Source organism: Pandoraea sp. ISTKB (genome assembly GCF_001721285.1).
Classification (GTDB): Bacteria; Pseudomonadota; Gammaproteobacteria; order Burkholderiales; family Burkholderiaceae; genus Pandoraea; species Pandoraea capi.
The window spans coordinates 1-22,532 of the sequence record NZ_MAOS01000054.1; the positions used below are offsets into that span (position 1 = coordinate 1).

Annotated in this window: 18 protein-coding genes; 8 read left to right on the forward strand and 10 right to left on the reverse strand. The window is 64.0% G+C overall.

The features are described 5' to 3' along the window. Window positions 1-676 precede the first annotated feature (676 nt). The gene (gene gor, locus A9762_RS20465) at window positions 677-2,038 is read left to right on the forward strand and encodes a glutathione-disulfide reductase (RefSeq protein WP_069343854.1); all 1,362 of its coding nucleotides are present in this window, start codon (window positions 677-679) and stop codon (window positions 2,036-2,038) included. Window positions 2,039-2,146: 108 nt separating this feature from the next. On the opposite strand, the gene A9762_RS20470 is transcribed toward gor, so the two are convergent. From A9762_RS20470 to A9762_RS20515, 10 genes are all read right to left on the reverse strand, one after another. Beyond that, window positions 2,147-3,535: a sodium-dependent transporter gene (locus tag A9762_RS20470; protein ID WP_240493650.1), complete on the reverse strand. Its 1,389-nt coding sequence runs from the start codon at window positions 3,533-3,535 to the stop codon at window positions 2,147-2,149. Between the two features lie 421 nt (window positions 3,536-3,956). Beyond that, on the reverse strand, window positions 3,957-4,718 hold the full coding sequence (locus tag A9762_RS20475; protein WP_069343855.1) for a phytanoyl-CoA dioxygenase family protein: 762 nt from the start codon (window positions 4,716-4,718) through the stop codon (window positions 3,957-3,959). 131 nt (window positions 4,719-4,849) lie between these two features. Further along, window positions 4,850-5,218: a hypothetical protein gene (locus tag A9762_RS20480; RefSeq protein WP_069343856.1), complete on the reverse strand. Its 369-nt coding sequence runs from the start codon at window positions 5,216-5,218 to the stop codon at window positions 4,850-4,852. Window positions 5,219-5,400: 182 nt separating this feature from the next. Beyond that, window positions 5,401-5,652, reverse strand: a complete 252-nt coding sequence (locus A9762_RS20485) for a hypothetical protein (protein WP_069343857.1) — start codon at window positions 5,650-5,652, stop codon at window positions 5,401-5,403. A gap of 118 nt (window positions 5,653-5,770) precedes the next feature. Continuing rightward, window positions 5,771-6,004: a formate dehydrogenase subunit delta gene (locus A9762_RS20490; RefSeq protein ID WP_069343858.1), complete on the reverse strand. Its 234-nt coding sequence runs from the start codon at window positions 6,002-6,004 to the stop codon at window positions 5,771-5,773. Window positions 6,005-6,048: 44 nt separating this feature from the next. Further along, window positions 6,049-6,972, reverse strand: a complete 924-nt coding sequence (fdhD, locus tag A9762_RS20495) for a formate dehydrogenase accessory sulfurtransferase FdhD (RefSeq protein ID WP_240493651.1) — start codon at window positions 6,970-6,972, stop codon at window positions 6,049-6,051. Between the two features lie 84 nt (window positions 6,973-7,056). After that, window positions 7,057-9,942 (reverse strand): formate dehydrogenase subunit alpha, encoded by a 2,886-nt coding sequence (gene fdhF, locus A9762_RS20500; protein ID WP_069343859.1) that lies wholly within the window; start codon window positions 9,940-9,942, stop codon window positions 7,057-7,059. A 44-nt stretch (window positions 9,943-9,986) separates the two neighbouring features. Then, complete coding sequence (locus tag A9762_RS20505; protein WP_069343860.1) at window positions 9,987-11,627, reverse strand: NADH-quinone oxidoreductase subunit NuoF; 1,641 nt, start codon at window positions 11,625-11,627, stop codon at window positions 9,987-9,989. After that, window positions 11,620-12,108 (reverse strand): NAD(P)H-dependent oxidoreductase subunit E, encoded by a 489-nt coding sequence (locus A9762_RS20510; RefSeq protein ID WP_069343861.1) that lies wholly within the window; start codon window positions 12,106-12,108, stop codon window positions 11,620-11,622. The genes A9762_RS20505 and A9762_RS20510 overlap by 8 nt, the downstream gene beginning before the upstream one ends. Window positions 12,109-12,366: 258 nt before the next feature. Beyond that, window positions 12,367-13,440, reverse strand: coding sequence for a substrate-binding domain-containing protein (locus tag A9762_RS20515; protein WP_069343862.1), 1,074 nt, complete (start codon window positions 13,438-13,440; stop codon window positions 12,367-12,369). 234 nt (window positions 13,441-13,674) lie between these two features. Between A9762_RS20515 and A9762_RS20520 the strand changes: the two genes are divergently transcribed. The 7 genes from A9762_RS20520 to A9762_RS20550 all read left to right on the forward strand — a co-directional run bounded on the left by A9762_RS20520 (window position 13,675) and on the right by A9762_RS20550 (window position 22,518). Then, on the forward strand, window positions 13,675-15,987 hold the full coding sequence (locus A9762_RS20520; RefSeq protein WP_069343863.1) for an FdhF/YdeP family oxidoreductase: 2,313 nt from the start codon (window positions 13,675-13,677) through the stop codon (window positions 15,985-15,987). Next, the gene (locus tag A9762_RS20525; protein WP_069343864.1) at window positions 15,980-16,273 is read left to right on the forward strand and encodes a helix-turn-helix domain-containing protein; all 294 of its coding nucleotides are present in this window, start codon (window positions 15,980-15,982) and stop codon (window positions 16,271-16,273) included. Before A9762_RS20520 ends, A9762_RS20525 begins: the two co-directional genes overlap by 8 nt. Window positions 16,274-16,466: 193 nt before the next feature. After that, window positions 16,467-17,603: a fatty acid desaturase gene (locus A9762_RS20530; protein WP_083254139.1), complete on the forward strand. Its 1,137-nt coding sequence runs from the start codon at window positions 16,467-16,469 to the stop codon at window positions 17,601-17,603. A gap of 371 nt (window positions 17,604-17,974) precedes the next feature. Then, window positions 17,975-18,253 carry a hypothetical protein gene (locus A9762_RS20535; RefSeq protein WP_069343866.1) on the forward strand — a complete coding sequence of 93 codons (279 nt, stop codon included), beginning with the start codon at window positions 17,975-17,977 and terminating at the stop codon, window positions 18,251-18,253. Further along, entirely contained in the window at window positions 18,243-18,497 is a 255-nt protein-coding gene (locus A9762_RS20540; RefSeq protein ID WP_139133319.1) for a hypothetical protein, read from the forward strand. The genes A9762_RS20535 and A9762_RS20540 overlap by 11 nt, the downstream gene beginning before the upstream one ends. 10 nt (window positions 18,498-18,507) lie before the next feature. Further along, the gene (locus tag A9762_RS20545) at window positions 18,508-20,166 is read left to right on the forward strand and encodes a PepSY domain-containing protein (RefSeq protein WP_069343868.1); all 1,659 of its coding nucleotides are present in this window, start codon (window positions 18,508-18,510) and stop codon (window positions 20,164-20,166) included. A 135-nt stretch (window positions 20,167-20,301) separates the two neighbouring features. After that, window positions 20,302-22,518: a TonB-dependent siderophore receptor gene (locus A9762_RS20550; RefSeq protein ID WP_083254141.1), complete on the forward strand. Its 2,217-nt coding sequence runs from the start codon at window positions 20,302-20,304 to the stop codon at window positions 22,516-22,518. The last annotated feature ends 14 nt before the right edge of the window (window positions 22,519-22,532 follow it).

A 22,532-nucleotide genomic window follows, 5' to 3' on the forward strand; every position in this document is an offset into this window, starting at 1 on the left:
CACCGGAATGTTTCGCAGTGCCCGGCGGATTGGCGGCATGTGCCGATGCCGCCATCCAGAAGCAACACAACAACGCCAGCGCCGACGTGGCGCCCATGAGGCGGGTAAGCGACTTCGTCATGACATCCTCGTGTGCCGGCGGTGAGTCCCGCCTGTCCTGTACAGAACACAGCAAATTTCGGACCACGATAGACAACATGTTGATTCTTATGCACTTCTAATTCCACCATTCGCGTGAAGTCCGAAAAATTTCCGAGAAATGTTTCATTTCAGAAACATCCGGCAGCCGCGATTGATCATCGACGTCACCCGAGCCAGGCCTTGTGGGCCCTTGCCCGAGCGCACCGGTGAAACGTTGATCGACTTTCGACGCCTTCGATTGTCGGCCGGTGTTTCGTCTGACGCATTGATATGGGTCAACAAAAGTGCACGACCGTGCGAAAACCCGGATTGACGGGCACGCTGCCATATGACGCGCGTAAATTCGCGCATGACGTGGCCTGAATACCGGAGACGTCCGATGACGGCATCGGACGCATCTCAAAATCCCGGGGCCGTCCGATGTAGGGAGCTTGTCTCTGGCACAATCGCTCCACGCGATAAGCACAGGGCTCGGCATGCAGGCCGAATCGGTGTCTGCCCGTGCGATATGCCTAATGACATAAAGGAGTCAGCAATGTCCCAGTTCGATGTGGATCTGTTCGTCATCGGCGCCGGTTCGGGCGGCGTGCGCGCCGCGCGCGTGGCCGCGCAGTACGGTGCCCGGGTGAAAGTGGCCGAGGAATTTCGCGTTGGCGGCACGTGTGTAATTCGCGGTTGCGTGCCGAAGAAGCTGCTCGTCTACGCAAGCCGCTTCGCCGACGAATTCGAAGATGCCGCCGGATTCGGCTGGCAGGTCCCCTCGCCCAAGTTCGACTGGAAGACGCTGATTGCTCGCAAAGACACAGAGATCGCGCGGCTCGAAGGCATCTACCGGACCAATCTGGAGCGCGCGGGCGCCGAACTCGTCGCCGCACGTGCCGTGGTCGAAGGCCCGCATACGGTCGTGCTGCCCGCGACGGGCGAGCGCATCACCGCGCGACATATTCTGATCGCCACCGGTGGACGCCCGGCCGATCAACCGCACTTCGTAGGCCGCGAGCATGCCATCTCCTCCAACGAAGTCTTTCATCTCGAATCGCTGCCAGAGCGCATCACGATCATCGGCGGCGGTTACATCGCGCTGGAATTCGCCGGTGTGTTCGCCGGGTTGGGGTCGAAGGTCACCGTCGTGCATCGCGGGCCGCATCTGCTGCGCGGTTTCGACGAGGAAGTTCGTACGTCGCTCGAGGCGGCTTATCGTGAGCGTGGCATCGAGATCCTGCTCGAGCGCACCATCGAGCGCACCGAGAAGATTCAGGATCGTCTGCGCATCACCCTCTCCGACGGCAGCGCACATGACGCCGACGTGCTACTGAGCGCAGCAGGACGCGTGCCTTACACCCAAGGCCTCGGACTGGCCGCCAGTGGCGTGGCGCTCAATGACAAGGGCGCTGTAATCGTCGATGAGTTCTCGCGCACGAACGTGCCGTCGATTTTTGCGGTGGGAGATGTCACCGATCGCGTCAATCTCACGCCGATGGCGATCCGTGAGGGTCAGGCGTTTGCCGACACGGTGTTTGGCGAGCGCCCCACGCGCGTCGATCACAAGCTGATCCCGACGGCGGTGTTCAGCACCCCGGAAATCGGTGTCGTGGGGCTGACGGAAAGCGAAGCCCGAGCGCAGTATTCACAGCTCAAAGTCTTCAAGGCATCGTTCCGTCCGCTCAAGGCAACGCTGTCGGGCCGTCAGGAGAAGATCCTGATGAAGCTGCTGGTGGATGGCGCAACCGACAAGATCGTCGGTGCGCACATGGTGGGAGATCACGCGGGCGAGCAAGTGCAGTTGCTCGGTGTGGCGCTCTCGATGGGCGCCACGAAGGCAGACTTCGACCGCACGCTGGCCGTGCATCCGACCGCTGCCGAGGAGTGGGTGACGATGCGCACGCCGGTCGCCTGAGGATTGGGCCCCTGGGTTGGTGCACGAGGCACTCGCCCCGCACCAAGCCTGCGATGACCTCTGACGCTTCGCCGCAATATGCCGAATGCGCCAGAGGCATCGGAGGCGTCAGAGGCTCTGATACCAGACGCCGAAGATGGCGATCGGGGTGAGTACGAGCAGCAGCAATCGCCACAGGGGAATGAACCACTGAGCCCGGGAGCCTTCGAGCACGGTGCGCGCCTTGGGCCAGATGCACGCGCCCACGAAGAACGCCACGCACAAGCCGCCGGCGGGCATCAGCAAATTGACGGTCACGTAGTCCATCAGATCGAAAATCGTCCGATCGAAAATTCGCACATCCGACCAGATGCCGAAGGAAAGTGCCGCCGGCGCGCCGAAAAGGAACGTCGCGATGAACACGGCCACGACCGCCGGACCGCGACGCCATTGGTACTCATCGATGAGGAAGGCTGCCACGGGCTCGAACAATGAGACGGCTGAGGTGAGCGCTGCGAAGAGCAGCAGCATGAAGAAAGCAATGGCGATGGCGTGACCGAACGGCATCTGCGCGAAGATCGCGGGCATGGTGATGAACGTCAGGCCGGGACCGGCGTCGGGCGCGACACCGAAGGCAAAAACGGCCGGCAGAATCATCAGGCCGGCGAGGAAACAGGCCAGCGTGGCGAGCGTCGCGACCCAGACGGCCGAACCGGCGAGCCGTGCGTCCCGGGGCAGATAGGAGCCATAGACCACGATCATGCCCGCCCCCAGCGACAGCGAGAAGAATGCCAGCCCCAACGCCTGAAGCAACGTGGCGCCGGAAATCGCGGAGAAGTCAGGCGTCAGAAACCAGGCGACACCGGCCATAGCCCCCGGTAGCGTGAGCGCCCGGGCGATGACCAGCAGCATCAGGAAGAACAGTGCGGGCATGAGCCACTTGCCTGCACGCTCGATGCCCTTCTGCACCCCAGCCGCCACGATGAGCGCCGTGAGGCCGAGAAATGCACTCATGCTGGCGAGCGACGCCACCGGGTTGGCCGTAAACGTCGAAAACTCGCTGACCAGACGCGCGGCGTCGTTCGCCAATACGGAACCGCTGAGTGCGCGCAGCAAATAGGCGACCGTCCAGCCGCCGACGACAACGTAGAACGACAGAATGGCAAACGCGTTGAACGTGGCGATGCGTCCGACCCATGCCCAACCGCGTCCGCTCAACGTGCGCAACGCTGTCGTGATCGACTGTCCCGTGAGCCGGCCGATGGTCATCTCCGCGAGTAACAACGCGACACCGAGCGTCAGCACACAGCCGAGATAGACGGTGAGAAACGCGCCACCGCCATGCTGACCGACGACATACGGAAATTTCCATACGGCACCCAGGCCGACGGCGGAGCCGGCGGCGGCGAGCACGAACCCCAGTCGCGACCCCCAGGTGGCGCGACTCGCTTCGCCGGGCGCGTCGGAAGCAACGAGGGGCGCAGTTGGCGCTGCGGGCGTAATGGGCAAATGGGACACGTGTCTCCTCCGGAAACGGACCTGCACGCCCGGCGGTATGTCGGTATGACATCCGCATAGGCGTGACACGTCGCTTGTTCATGGAATGGCGTCAGGCAGATTACTGGCGCGGCACGACATCGACGGCAGGTCGATGTGGCCCACTGGCACCAGCGTACGACACCACAAGGGCGGCCGGAGAGTCTACGCGGGAAAAGAGACTTGTCGCTTTAGGAAAGCACCCAAAACGTCGATAGATGGCGAAAATTGAAAGCAGATGACCGCAGGCAGCGGTGCTTAAAGATGCGAGATGGCGGGCGATTGTGCAAATGACGCCAATGGCGCATGACGCCCGGTGCAGCAGGCGTGCCGGGCATATGGATGCCCGGTTGCCGCGGGGAAATCGAATGGATGCTGGCGCGACGGTGTCGCGCCGTTAAGTTCAGTGACCGAGTTCGACTTCGCCAGCCGATGCGGAGCGCGACCCCGGTGTCGGCGGATTGCTTGCGCCACGGTACGCGAAGACGACCGAGAATTTCGTGGTCTCGCCTTCATTGCGTCCTGCCGCATGGAACAGGCCGCTGTGGAACAGCACGACATCGCCCTGAGCGAGTTCGACCTGCTTGCCACGCACGACGAGCGGCTGATTGTCCGGTTCGTCGGGGCGCAGGAAGTCGAGCGAATCGAGTTGATGCGGCTTGAGCTGCTCGCGGTGCGAGCCCGGAATGAAGCGAAGCGCGCCGTTGTCGCGCGTCTCCGGGCCTAATGCCAGCCACACGGAGATGAGTGAGTTCTCCGGGAACGACCAATAACGAATGTCGCGGTGCCAACCGGTCGCCGTGCCGAAATGCGGGTGCTTGGTCATCACGCAGTTGTGATGGGCCAGCGTGAGCACGACGTCTTCACCGAAGATCTGCGCCAGCGATTCGACGAGATCCGGGCGACTTGCCCAATGACGCAACGCGTCGCCGCGATCGTACGCCTTGAGCAGGCGGCGTACCGTCTGACCGCCTTCGGCGTCTCGCGACTGCGGCGCCCCTTCGTAACCGACGTCGGCCTCGAACTCGAGTGGCAGCGTTCCCGCCGCCAACTGCGCTCGCGCATCTGCCAGAATCGCCTCACAGTCGGCCTGCGCGACGTAGCGCGGGAGGATCAGATAACCGTCGTTACGGAAGGTTTCGAGTTGCGATGCGGTAAGCGCCATGATCGTCGGCGAAGCGGGCAAAAGACTGGCTGTTAATGGAAAGTGGAAAGCTGGGGAATTCAGGGAGTTGCTGATGTCACGGGGTCATCGCCGGGACGGATGACAGCGTGATGCCGTCGCGGCAATGTCATTCAGGCGGCGCGTTTGCGTCGTCGGGGCGGTAGTTCGGAGGCGGGTTTTCGTTCCAGCTTGGGCTCGGGCTGCGGCACGTCCGTACCTGGTAACGAGGCCTGCGGATTGCCGGCGGGACGCGGCGTGTCGACCACGCTGCGCAGTCGATCGAGTTCACGCGTGAGCTTCGCCAACTGGTACTCAAGCTGACAGTTCCGGCGGTAAAGCGTGCGCATTTTCTGGCTGAGCGCCTGCGTCTGTGTCCAATATTCCGGATACATGACGAAACGCCCATCGGGGCGCTCGACGACGCCAAGCCCGCTCTGCCCCATCACGTCGATGGTTTCCAGCGCGTAGCGTCGAACTTTTTTTACCGTACCTGCCGCCATTTATTTCCTACAGTCCCAGCCTGAGAGAGTCAGGCGCGGCATTTTGCCATGAAATCGGGCAACCCGGGCGGCAAACCCGCACGAGACCCGAGATTTATTTTCGCCAGCGGCCCCGCCGGGCGGGGCTGCGAGCGGAATCTGGATGCATTGGGACGCCATCTTCCGGCATCGGACCACAAACGTTACCGCTTTGGCGGCTTCCCAGTATCGATCGACACCGGATCGCTCGCCGGGAACGTTTCCTCAAGCCCTTCGTCGAGACGCTTCGCTACGGAAGACTTCGACGCCGGCACTCGCCGCGGCTTGTCGATTTCGATGGACACGGGATCACTCGCCGGAAACGTCTCCTCAAGGGCTTCGTCGAGGTCACGCTCCACTTCGTCCTCTTTGTGAGGTTGCTGTGGGCCTGGCTTGCGCGTGGGGGTATCGCTCATCAAGTCCTCCGCTAGTGGTGTGGCCGCCGCTCGACGACCGTCACCCCTACTATACCGCGAGCTGCGTAGCCCAGCGTCAAACACTCATCCATCACAAATTAAACACGCGTGCGGAGCGTCAGGCGGCAGGCGTCAGTCTTTCGCGATGCCGCGCGAGGGCGTCTCGCACGAGCGCGTGCATTTCGTCGGCGGCGGGTGTGTCGACAAGCGCCAGAATCTGGGCGCGCATGCGCGGATCCCAGAACTTGTGGAGATGCGTGGCGACTTCGCCCATCGCTTCCTCGCGATCGGGCAGCGATTCGAAGAAGTCCGCGATGCGATTCGCCATTCGCACGAGATTGTTACCGTCCATCGAAAATCTCCTGCCGCTTCATTAAGTTAGCGTGGATGAATGGTTCAGGCCGGCGCGTCGAGCGCCGCCCCGCCGGTATAGATGACGCACTGCTCCCCACGAACGAAGCCCACGAGCGCGACGCCTGCCGCCTCGGCCGTGCACACCGCCAGCGCCGTGGCCGCAGAGACTGCCGCCACCATCGGGATACCCACTTGGGCGGCCTTTTGTACGATTTCGACGCTCGCTCGGCTCGTCATGAGCACAAAGCCACGGTCGAACGCCTGCCCGTCACGCGCCAGTGCGCCGATGAGCTTGTCCAGTGCGTTATGACGCCCGACGTCCTCGCGAAGACACAGGATCTCGCCTTGCGGCGAACACCACGCCGCGCCGTGCACCGCGCCCGTCACGCCGTTGAGCGGCTGGTGCGCCGCCAACCCGGCGTGCGCCGCCGCCAGCGCGGCATGTGTCACTCGCAGCGGCTCGCCTGCCGACGGCAACGGCCGCAGCACCTGATCGAGGCTTTCCGTGCCGCAAAGGCCACAGCCCGTGCGTCCGGTCAGATTGCGCCGCCGCTCCTTGAGTCCGGCGAACGCCCTCGACGAAATCTCAAGATGCGCCGTAATCCCCAGCGACGTCGCCGAGACATCGATGCCGTAGCACTCTCGACGGTCGTTCAGAATGCCTTCGGACAACGCAAAACCCAGCGCAAAGTCCTCGATATCGGCAGGTGTCGCGAGCATCACCACATGGGAGATGCCGTTGAATTCCAGCGCGACGGGCACCTCCTCTGCCAGTTCGTCGCTCGCCTGCTGCCAGGCACCATGACGGAATCGCCGCACCGCGAACGACGCATGCGGCGAAAGGCTCTCCGGATCGATGGCGGTCGGCGCCACGTCGCACACCGGCCCGACGATGGCGTCGGCGCCATCGATACCCTCGACAGCGCGGGTCCCGCCGGCGTCACTCAGGTCCGCCAGTTCTCGCAAATCACCTGAATCACTTGAATTACGTAAAGCGTTGGGATTGGACATCGTCTAACGCTGACTCCACTTCATTCCAGAATTCGCCCCCTACTTCGCCGGGACAGGTTCGGCAGGATTGCGGGCCGCATCGAGCAGTTCGAGCTGCGTGCGGTTGAACGTCGAATACTTCGCTTGCCACGCGGAGGGCTGCACGACCGGCAACACCTGCACCGCCGTCACCTTGTACTCCGGACAGTTGGTCGCCCAGTCCGAGTTGTCCGTCGTAATGACGTTCGCCCCCGATTCCGGGAAGTGGAACGTCGTGTAGACGACCCCCGGCTGCATGCGCTCGCTAAGCACGGCGCGCAACACCGTCTCGCCCGCCCGGCTGCGAATGCCAACCCAGTCGTCATCCTTGATGCCTCGCTCCTGCGCATCGTGCGGATGGATTTCGAGCCGGTCTTCGTCGTGCCAATGGACGTTGTGCGTACGGCGTGTCTGCGCACCGACATTGTATTGCGAGAGGATACGCCCCGTGGTGAGCAGCAACGGGTAGCGCGGCGTGACCTTCTCGTCCGTCGGCACGTATTTCGTAATCATGAAGCGCCCCTTGCCGCGCACGAACGCATCGATGTGCATGATCGGCGTGCCGTCCGGGGCGTCGTCATTGCACGGCCATTGCAGGCTGCCCGCCTCGTCCAGCCGCTGATAACTCACACCACGGAACGTCGGCGTCAGGCGCGCGATCTCGTCCATGATCTCCGACGGATGCGCGTAAGGCATGTCATAGCCAAGCCGTTTGGCCAGCGCGATCGTGACTTCCCAGTCGGCCATGCCGGGCAGCGGCGCCATTACCCGGCGCACGCGCGAAATGCGTCGCTCGGCGTTCGTGAACGTACCGTCCTTCTCAAGGAACGTGGTGCCCGGCAGCAGCACATGGGCATACTTCGCGGTCTCGTTCAGGAAGATGTCCTGCACGACGATGCACTCCATCGCCTCCATTGCCGCCGCCACATGCTGCGTGTTCGGATCGGACTGAACGATGTCCTCGCCCTGACAGTAAAGCCCCTTGAAGCTGCCGTGAATCGCCGCATCGAACATGTTCGGGATGCGCAATCCCGGCTCGGACTGCAACGTCACGCCCCAGGCGGCTTCGAACTCCTCACGCACCAACGTGTCGGCCACATGACGATAGCCGGGCAACTCATGCGGGAACGACCCCATGTCGCAAGAGCCCTGCACGTTGTTCTGGCCACGCAGCGGGTTCACGCCAACGCCTTCGCGCCCCACGTTACCCGTGGCCATCGCCAGATTGGCGATACCCATCACCGTCGTCGAGCCCTGCGCATGTTCCGTCACGCCCAGCCCGTAGTAGATCGCCGCATTGCCGCCCGTCGCATAGAGCCGCGCCGCGCCACGAATCTGATCGGCCGGCACGCCCGTCACGACGGACACGGCTTCCGGGGAGTTTTCCGGCAGCGCCACGAAATCGCGCCACTGGGCAAACGCACGGTCTTCGCAGCGCTCGGCGATGAACGCCTCGGCCAGCAGCCCTTCGGTCACGATCACGTGCGCCAGCGCATTGACCATGGCCACGTTCGTGCCCGGACGCAACGGCAGGTGGAACGCCGCCTTCACGTGCGGTCCGTCGACGATATCGATGCGGCGCGGATCGATCACGATGAGCTTCGCCCCTTCGCGCACGCGGCGCTTGAGCCGCGAGGCGAACACGGGGTGCCCGTCGGTCGGGTTCGCGCCCATCACCAGAATGACGTCGGCGTGCTCGATGGACTTGAACGTCTGTGTGCCGGCGGATTCGCCGAGCGTCTGCTTGAGTCCGTAACCGGTCGGCGAATGGCAGACGCGTGCGCAAGTGTCGACGTTGTTGTTGCCGAACGCGGCGCGCACGAGCTTCTGCACGAGATACGTCTCTTCGTTAGTGCAGCGCGACGACGTAATGCCGCCGATCGCGTCGACGCCATATTTGGCCTGAAGCCGACGGAATTCCGATGCGGCATAGTCCAGCGCCTCGTCCCAAGACACTTCGCGCCACGGGTCCGTGATCTTGCTGCGGATCATCGGCTTGGTAATGCGTTCCTTGTGCGTGGCATAGCCCCAGGCGAAACGCCCCTTGACGCAGGCATGCCCTTCGTTTGCCAGACCGTCCTTGTATGGCGTCATGCGCACGACCTCGCCGCCCTTCATTTCGGCCTTGAACGCGCAACCGACGCCGCAGTACGCACAGGTCGTCACGACCGCATGCTCGGGCTGCCCCATCTGGATAACGCTCTTCTCCTGCAACGTCGCGGTCGGACAGGCGGCAACGCAGGCACCGCACGACACGCACTCCGAGTCCATGAACGGCTGATCCTGCCCGGCGGAGACACGCGCCTCGAAGCCGCGCCCGGAGATCGTCAGAGCAAAGGTGCCCTGCGTCTCCTCACATGCCCGCACACAGCGGTTGCAGACGATGCATTTCGACGGGTCATACGTGAAGTAAGGATTCGACTCGTCCTGACTGCTGTGGATGTGGTTGTCGCCATCGAACCCGTAACGCACTTCGCGCAGGCCCGTGACACCCGCCATGTCCTGCAACTCGCAATCGCCGTTCGCAGCGCACGTCAGGCAGTCGAGCGGGTGATCGGAGATGTAAAGCTCCATCACATTGCGACGCAGATCCTGCAACTTCGGCGATTGCGTGCGGACTTTCATCCCCGGTTCGACCGGTGTCGTGCAAGACGCCGGAAAACCGCGCCGCCCTTCGATCTCGACGAGGCACAGGCGGCACGAGCCAAACGGCTCCAGCGAATCGGTGGCGCACAGCTTGGGAATATTGACGTCGCTGCCGGCGGCGGCGCGCATGATCGACGTGCCGGCCGGCACCGTCACGGTCTGGCCGTCGATCTCCAGCGTGACGCCGACTTCGCTCGTGCGCAGCGGCGTGCCCATGTCAGGGCCGTGGCCCGGGGAAACTTGTGCATTCGGATGGATCATGTGGTGTCCTCCTCTTGGGTCGGCTGACGGGCGTCAGTCCGACATCAGGCTGCTTCGGCGCATCCCGCGCCATCGGGCAGACCGAAATCCGCCGGGAAATGTTCAAGTGCCGAGCGCACGGGGAACGGCGTCATGCCGCCCATCGCGCACAGCGAACCCGACACCATCGTGTCGCAGAGGTCGTGCAGCAATGTCACCTGACGCGACGACGTATCGCCGCGCCGGATGCGCTCGATGACCTCGACACCTCGCGTCGAACCGATACGGCACGGCGTGCATTTGCCACAGGACTCGTGCGCGCAGAACGCCATCGCGTAACTCGCCAGCCCCGCCATATCGGCTGTGTCGTCGTGAACGACTACGCCACCGTGCCCCACGACAGCGCCGACAGCCGCATACGCTTCGTAATCCATCGGCAAATCCCATTGCGCATCGGGCAAATACGCCCCCAGCGGGCCGCCGACCTGAATCGCCTTGGCGGGACGCCCGCTCGCGGTACCGCCGCCGAATTCATCGAGCAGCGTGCGCAGCGTCACACCGAACGCCAGTTCCACCAATCCGCCACGACGGATGTTGCCCGCCAGCTGCACCGGCAGCGTGCCTTGCGAGCGCCCCATCCCGAACTCGCGATAGGTCTGCGCGCCGTGCGCGAAGATGTACGGCACGCTGGCGAGCGTAATCACGTTGTTGATGAGCGTCGGTTGCCCGAAGAGACCGGAGAGCGCAGGAATCGGCGGTTTGGCGCGCACCACGCCGCGCTTGCCTTCGAGGCTTTCGAGCAGCGCCGTTTCCTCGCCGCAGATGTATGCACCCGCCGCTTTCGCCACGCGCAGCTCGCAGGCACGACCCGAGCCGAGCACGTCCGCCCCGAGCCAACCTTCACGACGCGCCACCGCGATGGCCGCTTCGAGCGCCGCAATGGCATGGGGATATTCGCTGCGCACGTACACGATGCCTTCGGTGGCCCCGACACTCAGCGCCGCGATGGTCATCCCTTCGATGAGGACGAACGGATCGCTTTCCATGATGAGACGGTCAGCGAACGTGCCCGAGTCGCCTTCGTCCGCATTGCAGACGACGTACTTTTGCTTCGCTTCGGCACGACTGACCGTGCGCCATTTGATACCGGCCGGGAAGGCGGCACCGCCGCGTCCGCGCAACCCCGAATCGAGCACCGTCTGACAGGCGGCTTCCGCGTCGAGCGCGAGACAGGCGCGAAGACCCGCAAGTCCGCCGTGCGCCACGTAATCGGCCGGATCCAGCGGATCGGTGATGCCAACGCGAGCGAACGTCAGCCGTTGCTGCTTCGCCAGATACGGGATGTCCTCGACGCGCCCCACGCATGCGGGCATCGCGGCATCCCAGCTTCCCTCGGGATTCTCGACGGCGGTCTCGCGTTCGCCATCCTGCGCCGCGCAGGCGGGCCAGCCGCTGTCGAACAGCGCGGCCACCTGTGCCGCCTGCACGTTGCTGTAGCCGATGCGCCCGGACGGCGTCGCCACTTCCACCAGCGGCTCCAGCCAGAACAGGCCGCGCGAACCGTTACGGACGATATCGACGGCGATACCGCGTCGGGCCGCTTCAGCGCTCACCGCTGCGGCCAGCTTGTCGGCCCCCAACGCCAATGCCGCCGAATCGCGGGGGATGTAGAGCCGATAAGGCGTCTTCGTCGCCAGATCAGTCATGACGTCCCTCCTTGCCAACCGACACCGGCATCGCCGCCAGCACAGCATCGAAACGGGCAGGCGTGACACGTGCATACAGCTCGCCGTTGACGGTCATGGCCGGCGACAACGCACACTGGCCGAGGCAGTACACCGACTCCACGCTCACGCCGTTGCATGGCTCCCCGTCGATACGCGCGCCGGTACATGCCTCGACATGCGCGACGAGCGCTTCGCCGTCGCGGCTGCGACACGCTTCCGCGCGGCAAATCTGCACCACGGTGGCGGCAGGCGGGGTACTGCGGAAATGGTGATAGAACGTGATGACGCCGTGGACTTCGGCGCGAGAAAGATTCAGGGCCGTAGCGATCGCCGGCACATGCGCCGGGTCGACATAGCCCTCGCTGTCCTGCAACGCGTGCAGCAACGGCAGCAGCTCGTGTGCGCGGCCGGCGTGGCGAGCCAGCAGCGGCGCGAGCGTCGCATGAGGTGTGGGCACCATCTCGAATTGTCTCCTGGGGCAAGACAACGTCTCATATGTTCTTGTTTGCATATGATGACAGACTGTCTTTTGGGGGCTCAGTACTTAGGACATTAGTCCAAACACCCCGTCCCAACAAGCCTCGTGGAAATACTGATAGCTATCGCCGATCAAACTCGACGCACAGCAACATGCCGCGAACGCCCAAGCCATGCGGCACGGGCGTTTCCTCGTGCAAAAGCTCGCGCAATTCATATGCAATCGAATACATATGAAGTTTCAGCCTAGTGAGGGAAATGCCTCCGACAACGATGTCACCCGCCCGGTCGCACCTTCGCTGTATCCGGGAATCGCATGAACGGCCTGCCGGTACTCGCCGCTCTGAAGGATTTCCAGCAACCCTTGAAGGTGCGGTGAGTCGCTACCGCTCTCGGGGAACATCAGGCAATAGCGCTCGGTAAGAATGGGGATGAAGTCGAGTCCGAACTGACTTGCGGCCGCTTCGATGGCCAGACCGGCATCCGCCCGACCGCTGGCAATGTAGGCCGCCACGGCCGCGTGCGTAAACTCGATATTCTCTGCACCGGCCACGGTGGACGGGTCGATGCCGTCACGCGCCAACAACAAGTCGAAGATGATGCGGGTCCCCGAGCCGCGCTCTCGGTTCGCGAATCGCGCGCCGGTGCGCGGCAGATCGGCAAGCGCATGAATGCCAAGCGGATTGCCGCGTGCGACGAGCAAACCGAGGCGACGTGAAGCGACATCCGCCACGCGATACGCCTTGCCCTTGAGCAACGGCACATAGTGATCGAGCACCGGCTCGGCAAGCGCTCCGATGGGGACGTGAAAACTCGCGACCTCGCACTCGTGCTTGGCCAGCGCGGCAATGGCTTCGATGCTGCCGCGATAGCTGACATCGATCGGCAAACCGGCGCGCCCGGCGAAATCCACCAGCGCCGCCACCGCCAGACCGTGGCTCGCAAACAGTCGCAACTGACCGGTTTCCTGAAGCAGCAAGTCGTCGAGTTCCGTCTGCAATTCAGACGCCATCGTCTCCAGCAACGGCCCGAGCCGTGCCTGCAAGCGCTTCTGCCCCCACAACAGCCGTTGCGCCAGCGGCGTGAGCACGGCGCCGCGTCCACGGGCCATCGTCAGCAACGGGGCGCCCATGAGCGACTCGACCTCTTTGACATGCCCCCAGGCCCCCCGATACGACTGCCCGAGTACCTGACTGGCCGCCTGCAGGTTGCCATGCGTCTGGACTTCCGTGAGCAGGGACAACACCTTGTCGAGGGGCACGTCGGCGCCGTCATGCCGAAACCGCAATTGCGGCGCGATGGAGATGCGCTTCATAGAGTCACCTTATATGCTATTCATTGCATAAATCAATCTATGCAAATTCCTGATAAGATGCCTACAAACGTCGATTTAACAGGCATCTTCGCATCAGCACCGATAGAAATTTCTCGGTGCAACGTGCTGCAATTATGCATCAATTTGCCTATTTGACGTGAAATGTTTCCCTTGGCTACCGTGTACCCACAAGGCCGCACGGCATGCCGACCAACCTCTGTCGGAACCCGCGTCATGTCTGCCCCGAAAATTGCCCCGTACGATCGCCCCGCCGGCGGTTGGGGCGCGCTCAAGAACGTCGCCATCCAACTCGTCACCCAAGGCATTCCCCTCAAAGGCGCGCGCACGCTACTTAGCGCGAACCAGCCGAGCGGTTTCGACTGTCCGGGCTGTGCCTGGCCGGACCGGGAGCATGCGTCGACGTTCGAGTTCTGCGAGAACGGGGCCAAGGCAGTCGCCGCCGAAGCGACGAAGCGCCGCGTCACGCCTGCGTTTTTCGCCACGCACAGCGTGACCGAGCTTCTCGAACTCGATGACTACACGCTCGAAGGCTTCGGCCGCCTCACGCACCCGATGCGCTACGACGCCGCCACCGACCGCTATCTGCCGATCGCCTGGGACGCCGCATTCGACATGATCGGCGAGCATCTGCGCGCCCTGCCCGATCCGGATCAGGCCGCGTTCTACACCTCAGGCCGTACCAGCAACGAAGCGGCATTCCTGTACCAGTTGTTCGTGCGTCAGTACGGTACGAACAACTTCCCCGACTGCTCGAACATGTGTCACGAGCCGACGAGTGTAGGCTTGCCGCCGGTCGTCGGCATCGGCAAAGGCACCGTCACACTCGAAGACTTCGAGCAGGCGGACACGCTCCTGCTGTTCGGCCAGAACCCGGGCACCAACCATCCGCGCATGCTCGGTGAGCTTCGCGAAGCGGCCAAACGGGGCGCAACGATCGTCTCGATCAATCTGCTGCACGAGCGCGGCCTCGAGCGCTTCGCCGACCCGCAGAGTCCCGGCGAAATGCTGAGCATGGGCGGCACGGCCATCAGCGGACATTACGTCACTCCGGCCAGCGGCGGCGACTTCGCGTTCGTGAAGGGCGTCATCAAGCACGTGCTGGAGCGCGACGCCGAGGCGCGAGCCAACGGTGACCCGGCCCTGCTCGACGACGCCTTCATCGCCGAACACACGCATGGTTTCGACGACTTCGCCGCCGACGTGCGCGCCGAACGCTGGGACGATCTCGAACGCGCCTCCGGCGTGTCGCAAGCCCAGATGTCCCAGATTGCAGACGTCTACCTGCGCGGCGAGCGTGTGATCGCCACGTGGGGCATGGGCATCACGCAACACAAGCAGGCCGTGGCCACGATCCAGATGATCGTCAACCTGATGCTCCTGCGCGGCAACATCGGCCGCCCGGGCGCCGGCCTGTGCCCCGTGCGCGGACACAGCAACGTGCAGGGCGACCGTACTGTCGGCATCAACGAAAAGCCGTCGGCAGCCTTCCTCGACCGGATCGCCGAGGTGTTCGACTTCGCGCCCCCGCGTCACGAAGGGCTGGGGGTCGTCGACACGATCTCGGCCATGCTTGCCGGACGCATCAAGGTCTTCATCGGCATGGGCGGCAATTTCGCGATGGCCACGCCCGACACGCCGCGCACGTGGGAAGGTCTGCGTCAATGCGACCTGACCGTGCACGTGGCGACGAAGCTCAATCGCAGCCACCTCGTGCACGGACGAGACGCGCTGATTCTGCCATGCCTCGGTCGCACGGAAATCGACATGCAGGACGGGACGGTTCAAGGTGTGACGGTCGAAGACTCGATGAGCATGGTGCATCTCTCTTACGGGATCAACGCACCGGCCTCGGAGCATCTGCGCTCGGAGCCCGCCATCGTCGCCGGCATCGCGCAAGCCACCATGGGCCGCGCGCTCGGCGGGCATGACGACTGGCACTGGTACACGCAAGACTACGACCGTATTCGCGACGCCATCGCCGCCACGTTCGACGACTTCGCCGGATTCAATCGCCGTGTGCGGCATCCGGGCGGCTTTCGTCTGCCGGTGCCGCCGTCGGAGCGTCAATGGACGACGGCCAACGCCCGCGCGAACTTCACCACACATCCGCTCCCGGACGAGCTCCCCATCGACGTGGCACGCCGACAGGCGGGCGCACGGGGCGCCGAAGTGCTGCAACTTGCCACCATCCGCTCGCACGACCAGTACAACACCACGATTTATGGTCTCAACGACCGGTATCGCGGCGTATTCGGACAGCGGCGCGTCGTCTTCGTCAATGTCGAGGACATGGACGCACTCGGTCTGCGGGCTGGTGAGCGGGTCGACCTCGTCGGGGTGTGGAACGACGGCATTGCCCGTCGCGCCGACGACTTCCTGCTCGTCGCCTATGACATTCCGCGTGGCAGCATCGCCGCGTACTACCCCGAGACCAACGGGCTCGTGCCGCTCGACGCCATCGCGGACGGCGCCGGCACGCCGACGTCGAAGTCGGTCCCCGTGCTGCTGGAGCGCCGCCTTGGCTGACACCCCGGCGCACGACAACGATCTGGCGCAGGCCGAGCAGGACCTCGCTCGCCTGCTGCAAACGTTGGCCGATGGTCGGCAAGAAGGCCGCGAGTCGCTGTCGCTCGCGCGTCTGGCCAAGCGCAGCACGTTGCCGATGAGCGCGTTGTTGCGCTATCTCGGCGTGCTGACGGAAGCGGGATGGGTCTCGCTCGAAGACGGTGAGCGCGGCCTGCAACTGGTTCGGCTCACCTCGGCCGGCCTCGCCCAACTGGACAGCCTGGGCACGGCCGACGACCCGCAATAGCCCTTCGCCGCCGTGGCACATGACGGAAATGCTACGAAAGTAAGGCGCTGCAACACGACTGACATATTCCCTTCCCGGAGGGCGACATACACTCTCGTCGCCACGTGCCGGAGCGTGCCGCATTGCATGACGCCCGGCACGCCCCTCGCGTTGTTACGTTGCACGCTACTTTCAGTTTCGTCACGGAGACCTCATGGAGAACGTCGTTGCGCGCCCGGCCGGGATCGACGCTGTCACGCCCTCAGCCGCACCTGCCGTCGCGCCGTCCGCCATTCCCCCGGCTCCTCCCTGCGCCCCATCTCCCGTCAACACTGGGGCGACACCGTCAGTCGGTGCCACACTGACGAGCGACGCCATGCCATCGCCCGCGCTGTGGCGCCACGCCAAACCATCGCACTGGAATCCCTGGCTGATCGGTCTGACGGCGCTCGCCGGCCTCTGGCAATGGCTCGGACTCGGCTACGCATTACGCCAATGGGGCGGCTTCGCAGCACTGTCGATGCTTCCCGTGTTGCTCCTCACGCCCATGCACTGGGGGCTGATTCACGAGTCCATTCACGGTCAGTTGCGCCTCAAGCCGCGTGCCAACGAACGCACCGGCCGCACGCTCTCCTTCTTCCTCGGGCTGCCCTTCGAGATCATGCGATTCGGGCATCTGATGCACCATCGGTTCACCCGTCAGCCCTATGACCAGCCCGACATCTCGACGCTACCCGCCGACGCACCGCGCGCACAACGCGTGCGTCGCTGGTTCAGCTATCAGTCGCGCCTGCTCGGCGGCATGTGGCTCACGGAACTGTTCGCACCGCTGATCGCGTGGATCCCGGCCAAGCGCCTGCCCGCGCTGGCATTGCACGCGCTCGGCGCCGATCCGCAGGACGACGACGTGCGTCGCCGCGTGGTGATGTTCGCCGCCGATCCGGTGCGTCGGCGCCGGATCCAGCGGGACTTCCTGATCCTGCTCGTCGCACTCGGTCTGGCGCTGTGGGCTTACGGCCCCTGGTGGCCGGTGTTCGTGGCGACGTTCGTCGCGCGAGGCATCTGGCTGTCGATTGCCGACAACCTGCCGCACTTCGGCGTGACGATGGACGAGCCGGCCCGCTCGCGCAACTTCCGTGCGCCGGCGCTGGGCCGCTTGCTGGTGCTCAATCATCACCTGCACCGCGTGCACCATCAGTACCCGACCGCCCCCTGGCACCTGCTGCCGGAAATCGATGCGGCACAGCCCACGTCCGGGCCGGTGATTCCCTACTGGCGCGCGATCGTCCGCCAGTTTCATGGCCCCTTGCCGACCAGCAGTCTCGTCGCCGACGCCGCTCGCGCGTCCTAAGCACACGCCCGCCAAACATACGACGCATCATCTCAGCAAGCCTGACAGACAACGACACTTCACCTGTCGTTGTCTGCACGCCACGCGTCACTCGCATATACGGGATTTCGGACGGATTCTTTCGGGATTTGTCAGAATCGTGATATAAATGCGAATCGTTTTCGTTAACGTTTGCGTTGGTTTACGTCATCAAGCACCCTGAGAATACCGAAGGATGTCCGGCTGACGTCATCGGCCGGGTCTGACCGGAACCGTTTGTGGATTTGCTTCGCCAGCCACGTCGCCCCAGAGGCGGCGTTTTCGTTTGTCGAAGATGGCATCCGACGTTGGCAAAGCTTCATTTTTCAACGATTTTTCCGCACCACCCAAGCATGTTGATTGCATTGGCCATTGCACTGGCATGGCTCGCAGGCGGTGCCTGCTACCTCACGTCCGAACACCAGCGATTGCGCACGCAACGTCTGGCCGCGCAGCCCACGCGCGCGATCGCGCTGATCGCGGCCCTCGTCAGCCTCGTGTGCTGGTGGGTCGCCGCTGGCGCGTCGGCGGGCATCGCGTCGGCCTTCATGTCGCTGTGCTTCGGCTTGCTGTTCTGGCCGTATGCTGCCGGCGGCTGGCATTGGCTGCGGGGAGACGCCCATGTGGAGTAGAACGTTCGCAGGCCTCGTCCCCGGCTTTTTTGCCGCCATGGCACTGTGCGGCGCCATCGCCTATATGACGCCTGCCGGCTGGCAAACCGCCGTCATTCCCGTCATCGCCCTCTTCCCGCTCGTATGGCTCGGCCTGTTTGCCGTGGTCTTCGCGAGCCGCACCGCGACACGCGCGTGGATCGGCATGGGCGCCACTACCGTCGTCGCCTGGGCCGCGCTGCTGTTGGCGCGCGCCGTCTGGTAAGGATCGCCCGATGCGCGCTCAAACACTTCGTCAATACCTCAGCGTCCACACGTGGGCCGGCATCGTGGCCGGCTTCGCCCTGTTCGTCGCCATGCTCGGCGGCGCCCTGACCGTCTTTCACCACGAGATCGAGCGCTGGGAGCAACCGGCAACGCGTCATGCCCCGCTCTCGCTCGCCCAGACCGAACAGCTCGCCGAGATGGTGCGTGCCCAGTACCCGGCAGCGCGCGAACAGATGGGTGTGGTACTGCCCAGCCACTCGCCCGTGCCTTTCGCTTACTGGCTGCAGCCGGACGGCGAATGGATGCAGGCGAGACTGCGCCTGAATGCAGATGGCACGGCGACATCGCTCATCATCGGCGACGCTCGCCCCGGCCTGTCGAACACCGTCAACGCCCTGCACTACTCGCTGTCCGTACCGACCTATGGCCTGTATCTGATGGGCGTGGTGTCGCTGTTTTACGGCATGGCGCTCATCTCCGGCGTGATCGTGCATCTGCCGCGCGTCACGCGCGACATCTTTGCGCTGCGCCCGGGACGCAACCTCAAGCGCTTCTGGCAAGACGCCCACAACGCCATCGGCGTACTGAGCCTGCCGTTTCACATCGTCTTCGCACTCACGGGCGCATTGCTGTGCCTGAGCCTGCCGCTGATGATGGCCTTTAACGTGGTGACGTTCGAGAACAAGCTGGCGCCGCAGTTCTTGCAGATGACGGGCTCGGTGCCCGCGAAGATCGCGCCGGTCGACGGCAAACCGCTCGACCTTCAGGCGATCCTCGCCCGTGCAGAGCATGCTGCGCCCGACATGGAAACGACGGCGGTTGCCTGGTCGCGCTATGGCAAGCCCGACGCGGTCGCCGAGGTCTACGGCGAAGCCAGCGATTCGCTTGGCGTGTTCGCTGCGGTGGCAGTGCGTCTGAACGACGGTGAGATCGTCGGCCAGCACAGCCCGGGCGTACGCGACACGAACCACGCCGTACTCAGCATGATCTATGGCGCGCACTTCGGCAACTTCGCCGGCGACGTCATGCGCTGGGTGTACTTCATCCTCGGCCTGATGGGCGCGGTGCTGGTCTACAGCGGCAATCTGCTCTGGCTCGAATCGCGCCGCAAACGCAATACCGCCCTTCAGCCCGCGAATCTGCGATGGATGGCGAAAGCTACGGCAGGCGTGTTCCTGGGCACGTGTCTCGGGATGGCCGTGGCGTTCGTCGGCGCGGTGATCGCGCCCGGCGCGACCGCGCTGTCGATCTTTGTCGTCACCCTGGCGCTGTCGATGGTGTTCGCCGCGCTCACGGCGCCAGCCGTGGCTGCCACTGCATTGCTGATCGCGACGGCCGTCGCCTGTCTCGCTATTCCTGCCGCCGATGCCCTGTTCACCGCCGACAACCTCGTGCGCACGCTCGCCGATGGAGACTGGGTGCTCGCGGGCGTCGACCTGATCGCACTCGTGAGCGCCGTGATCTTTGCGTTGTTCGCCCGTGCGACGTGGCGTCGCGCGCGTCGCGGCGATCCGAACAGCGTCTGGGCCTATCCGATGGCCACCGAGAGCGCCGCGCGGACGACGCAGTCCTCCACGCCCACCAGCACCGACGCGCCGACGCAAGCCGAGCGCCACAACACCCTCACAACAGCGCTGCCCGAGCAGCCGAATCCCGCACGCAGTTGATGATGCGTGCGTTCGCGGTGGAGCGCATCGCCTCCACCGCAAGCTTCCCCACATAAATAAAAGATCGCTTTACACGAAATCGCTTCACGACAGGATGCGCCGGCACGCGGCGCGTAAACACAGGGAGATTTACCGATGTTGCAATACCGCCCGCTCGCAGGGCGCGGATCCGTTCGTCCGTACGCTGCGCATGACCTCACGCCTTCGTCCATCACGCGCGCCGTTGCCGGCGTGTTCGCGATCTGCGCGGCGTCGTTGACGTTCGTCTCCGGCGCGGCCCATGCGCAGCAGACGTCCGACACGCAACCGGCCGCCGCTGCCGCAAAAAATACGGCCGCACTGCCCGCGACGACCGTGTCGGGCAATCGCGACGACGATGTGAAGGTGGAACGCGTGTCGAGCGGCGCGCTGGGCACACGACGCGCGGTCGACACGCCGTTCTCGGTCGTCGGCGTGAACAGCGAGCAGATCAAGAACCAGATGGCGCAAACGGCGACGGACGCCTTCAAGTGGGACCCCGCCGTCACCACGCTCTCCGAGAACAAACGCAACGAGAACTCGTACTTCGCGGTGCGCGGCATGCGCGTAGACATGCTCGACGGCACGAAGATCGACGGCCAGAACTTCGTGTCCTGGCAAGCGGACATTCCGCTCGAACCGTTCGAACAGGTTGAACTGCTCAAAGGCTTGTCCGGCTTCATGTACGGCTTCGGCGCGCCCGGCGGCATCGTGAACTACGTGTTGAAGCGCCCGACGGACGAGCCGCTGCGTCAGTTCTCGGTCGGCTATGAAGCCAGCAACGTGTGGAGCCAGAAGCTCGATCTCGGCGGTCGTTTCGGCCCCGACAATCGCTTCGGTTACCGCCTGAATCTCGTCAACGAAGAAGGCAATACGGCCGAGCCGAACAACCACGTGCGTCGCAAGACGATCTCGTTCGCGACCGATTTCCGCATCACGCCCGATCTGACCTGGTCGGCGGACGTGGCGTACTGGAAGCGACAGACGACCGGCACGCTGTTCGGCATGAGCTTCGGCGGCGCCGGTGCGGTGCCCGACGCCAACAAGGTCGCCCGCAATCTGGCCCAGCCCTTCACGTACTACGAAACCGACGCGCTCACCGCCGGTACCGGCCTCGACTACCGCATCAACGATCAGTGGAAAGCGAACTTCAAGTATCGCTTCGCACGCCAGAACCGCCTGAACGGCGACAGCTTCCTTTACGTGATGAACCCGGCCGGCGACTACGCCGACACGCAGTACAAGTGGAAAACGGCCTACTACTATCAGGCGTGGGACGCCATGATGCAGGGCAAATTCAACACCGGCCCGTTCAGCCACGATGTGGTGTTCGGCGTTGCCTATCAGAGCCAGGTGAAGCTCAACGACAACGGGCTCGGCGGCAACGGTATCTCGCTTGGCACGAGCAACATCTACAACCCGTCGCTGTTGCCGAATCAGGACATCGGGCTGGATTACCAACCGTATCGCAGCGAGAAGATTTCGCAACGTGCGGTGTACGCCAGCGATACCGTGGGCATCACGTCGCGCATCTCCGCGCTCGTCGGCCTGCGCTACACGCAGTTCAACGACGCCCTGTACGACGTCAACGCCCAGACGACGACCGCCTATCAGGCCAAGCCCGTCACGCCGACGCTCGCGTTGATGTACAAGACGGACAATGATTCGACCGCGTACGCCAGCTATGTCGAATCGCTGGAACCGGGGGGCTCGGCGAGCATCACCGACAGCAACTATCCGCAGACGTACGGTCCGCTCAAGAGCAAGCAATACGAAGTGGGCTGGAAGGCGGACAAGCAATCGTGGGGCGCGAATCTGGCCCTGTTCCGTGTCGAGCGCGGCTATGGCTACACGAATCAGGCCAACTTCTTCGTGCAGGACGGTACGCAACGCTTTCAGGGGCTGGACGCCAGCGGTTGGGTACGCATCGCGCACGACTGGCGCGTGATGGGTGGCGTGCTGCTGCTCAACACGAAGGCCGTAAACGTCGACGATCCGGCAGTCGCAGGCAAGCGCATCTTCGCAGCACCGCGTTACGTCGTGACGGGCCGTGTCGAGTACGACACCCCGTTCGTGCGCGGGCTGACCGTGGCAGCGGGCGTCAAGGTGACCGGCGATCAGGCGGTCGACGCCGCCAACACGCTCTCGATCCCGTCGTACACCACCATCGATTTGTCGGCAAAGTACGCGACGCGTGTCGCAGGCAAGTCCGTGGTGTTCCGTGCCGCGATCAACAATGTGACGGACAAGCACTACTGGACGACTACGTACAACGGCTTCGTACTGCCGGGCTCCACCCGTACGTTCCTCGCCAGCGCCACGATGGATTTCTGATCGGCGCATGAAAG

Coding starts and splice junctions, on each gene's coding strand:
- fdhF (WP_069343859.1), bottom strand. CDS start 9,942: ATGATCCATCCGAATGCACAAGTTTCCCCGGGCCACGGCCCTGACATG.
- A9762_RS20475 (WP_069343855.1), bottom strand. CDS start 4,718: ATGGCGCTTACCGCATCGCAACTCGAAACCTTCCGTAACGACGGTTAT.
- A9762_RS20530 (WP_083254139.1), top strand. CDS start 16,467: ATGGAGAACGTCGTTGCGCGCCCGGCCGGGATCGACGCTGTCACGCCC.
- A9762_RS20540 (WP_139133319.1), top strand. CDS start 18,243: ATGTGGAGTAGAACGTTCGCAGGCCTCGTCCCCGGCTTTTTTGCCGCC.
- A9762_RS20510 (WP_069343861.1), bottom strand. CDS start 12,108: ATGGTGCCCACACCTCATGCGACGCTCGCGCCGCTGCTGGCTCGCCAC.
- A9762_RS20490 (WP_069343858.1), bottom strand. CDS start 6,004: ATGGACGGTAACAATCTCGTGCGAATGGCGAATCGCATCGCGGACTTC.
- gor (WP_069343854.1), top strand. CDS start 677: ATGTCCCAGTTCGATGTGGATCTGTTCGTCATCGGCGCCGGTTCGGGC.
- A9762_RS20545 (WP_069343868.1), top strand. CDS start 18,508: ATGCGCGCTCAAACACTTCGTCAATACCTCAGCGTCCACACGTGGGCC.
- A9762_RS20520 (WP_069343863.1), top strand. CDS start 13,675: ATGTCTGCCCCGAAAATTGCCCCGTACGATCGCCCCGCCGGCGGTTGG.
- A9762_RS20505 (WP_069343860.1), bottom strand. CDS start 11,627: ATGACTGATCTGGCGACGAAGACGCCTTATCGGCTCTACATCCCCCGC.
- A9762_RS20550 (WP_083254141.1), top strand. CDS start 20,302: ATGTTGCAATACCGCCCGCTCGCAGGGCGCGGATCCGTTCGTCCGTAC.
- A9762_RS20515 (WP_069343862.1), bottom strand. CDS start 13,440: ATGAAGCGCATCTCCATCGCGCCGCAATTGCGGTTTCGGCATGACGGC.
- A9762_RS20480 (WP_069343856.1), bottom strand. CDS start 5,218: ATGGCGGCAGGTACGGTAAAAAAAGTTCGACGCTACGCGCTGGAAACC.
- A9762_RS20485 (WP_069343857.1), bottom strand. CDS start 5,652: ATGAGCGATACCCCCACGCGCAAGCCAGGCCCACAGCAACCTCACAAA.
- A9762_RS20535 (WP_069343866.1), top strand. CDS start 17,975: ATGTTGATTGCATTGGCCATTGCACTGGCATGGCTCGCAGGCGGTGCC.